The organism is Bacillus sp. D7-8, from assembly GCF_052055895.1.
GTDB lineage: Bacteria > Bacillota > Bacilli > Bacillales > Bacillaceae > Bacillus > Bacillus velezensis.
On sequence record NZ_CP179922.1, the window covers coordinates 167,501 to 170,000 of the forward strand.

Annotated in this window: 2 rRNA genes (both cut by a window edge); both read left to right on the top strand. The window is 53.0% G+C overall.

Going from position 1 to position 2,500, the window contains the following annotated elements:
* Window positions 1–1,519 (top strand): 16S ribosomal RNA (locus ACKTRM_RS00990) (it extends 31 nt beyond the left edge of the window).
* A gap of 175 nt (window positions 1,520–1,694) precedes the next feature.
* A 23S ribosomal RNA gene (locus ACKTRM_RS00995) occupies window positions 1,695–2,500 on the top strand (it continues 2,124 nt past the right edge of the window).
* Together the 16S and 23S rRNA genes form the textbook arrangement of a ribosomal RNA operon.

Consider the following 2,500-nt stretch of genomic DNA (forward strand, 5'->3'; position numbering starts at 1 on the left):
AACGCTGGCGGCGTGCCTAATACATGCAAGTCGAGCGGACAGATGGGAGCTTGCTCCCTGATGTTAGCGGCGGACGGGTGAGTAACACGTGGGTAACCTGCCTGTAAGACTGGGATAACTCCGGGAAACCGGGGCTAATACCGGATGGTTGTTTGAACCGCATGGTTCAGACATAAAAGGTGGCTTCGGCTACCACTTACAGATGGACCCGCGGCGCATTAGCTAGTTGGTGAGGTAACGGCTCACCAAGGCAACGATGCGTAGCCGACCTGAGAGGGTGATCGGCCACACTGGGACTGAGACACGGCCCAGACTCCTACGGGAGGCAGCAGTAGGGAATCTTCCGCAATGGACGAAAGTCTGACGGAGCAACGCCGCGTGAGTGATGAAGGTTTTCGGATCGTAAAGCTCTGTTGTTAGGGAAGAACAAGTGCCGTTCAAATAGGGCGGCACCTTGACGGTACCTAACCAGAAAGCCACGGCTAACTACGTGCCAGCAGCCGCGGTAATACGTAGGTGGCAAGCGTTGTCCGGAATTATTGGGCGTAAAGGGCTCGCAGGCGGTTTCTTAAGTCTGATGTGAAAGCCCCCGGCTCAACCGGGGAGGGTCATTGGAAACTGGGGAACTTGAGTGCAGAAGAGGAGAGTGGAATTCCACGTGTAGCGGTGAAATGCGTAGAGATGTGGAGGAACACCAGTGGCGAAGGCGACTCTCTGGTCTGTAACTGACGCTGAGGAGCGAAAGCGTGGGGAGCGAACAGGATTAGATACCCTGGTAGTCCACGCCGTAAACGATGAGTGCTAAGTGTTAGGGGGTTTCCGCCCCTTAGTGCTGCAGCTAACGCATTAAGCACTCCGCCTGGGGAGTACGGTCGCAAGACTGAAACTCAAAGGAATTGACGGGGGCCCGCACAAGCGGTGGAGCATGTGGTTTAATTCGAAGCAACGCGAAGAACCTTACCAGGTCTTGACATCCTCTGACAATCCTAGAGATAGGACGTCCCCTTCGGGGGCAGAGTGACAGGTGGTGCATGGTTGTCGTCAGCTCGTGTCGTGAGATGTTGGGTTAAGTCCCGCAACGAGCGCAACCCTTGATCTTAGTTGCCAGCATTCAGTTGGGCACTCTAAGGTGACTGCCGGTGACAAACCGGAGGAAGGTGGGGATGACGTCAAATCATCATGCCCCTTATGACCTGGGCTACACACGTGCTACAATGGACAGAACAAAGGGCAGCGAAACCGCGAGGTTAAGCCAATCCCACAAATCTGTTCTCAGTTCGGATCGCAGTCTGCAACTCGACTGCGTGAAGCTGGAATCGCTAGTAATCGCGGATCAGCATGCCGCGGTGAATACGTTCCCGGGCCTTGTACACACCGCCCGTCACACCACGAGAGTTTGTAACACCCGAAGTCGGTGAGGTAACCTTTTAGGAGCCAGCCGCCGAAGGTGGGACAGATGATTGGGGTGAAGTCGTAACAAGGTAGCCGTATCGGAAGGTGCGGCTGGATCACCTCCTTTCTAAGGATTTTAACGGAATATAAGACCTTGGGTCTTATAAACAGAACGTTCCCTGTCTTGTTTAGTTTTGAAGGATCATTCGATTCTTCGAGATGTTGTTCTTTGAAAACTAGATAACAGAAGTAATTCACATTCAATTAGTAATGCAAGATATCACGTAGTGATTCTTTTTAACGGTTAAGTTAGAAAGGGCGCACGGTGGATGCCTTGGCACTAGGAGCCGATGAAGGACGGGACGAACACCGATATGCTTCGGGGAGCTGTAAGCAAGCTTTGATCCGGAGATTTCCGAATGGGGAAACCCACCACTCGTAATGGAGTGGTATCCATATCTGAATACATAGGGTATGAGAAGGCAGACCCGGGGAACTGAAACATCTAAGTACCCGGAGGAAGAGAAAGCAAATGCGATTCCCTGAGTAGCGGCGAGCGAAACGGGACCAGCCCAAACCAAGAGGCTTGCCTCTTGGGGTTGTAGGACACTCTGTACGGAGTTACAAAGGAACGAGGTAGATGAAGAGGTCTGGAAAGGCCCGCCATAGGAGGTAACAGCCCTGTAGTCAAAACTTCGTTCTCTCCTGAGTGGATCCTGAGTACGGCGGAACACGTGAAATTCCGTCGGAATCCGGGAGGACCATCTCCCAAGGCTAAATACTCCCTAGTGACCGATAGTGAACCAGTACCGTGAGGGAAAGGTGAAAAGCACCCCGGAAGGGGAGTGAAAGAGATCCTGAAACCGTGTGCCTACAAGTAGTCAGAGCCCGTTAACGGGTGATGGCGTGCCTTTTGTAGAATGAACCGGCGAGTTACGATCCCGTGCAAGGTTAAGCAGAAGATGCGGAGCCGCAGCGAAAGCGAGTCTGAATAGGGCGAATTGAGTACGTGGTCGTAGACCCGAAACCAGGTGATCTACCCATGTCCAGGGTGAAGTTCAGGTAACACTGAATGGAGGCCCGAACCCACGCACGTTGAAAAGTGCGG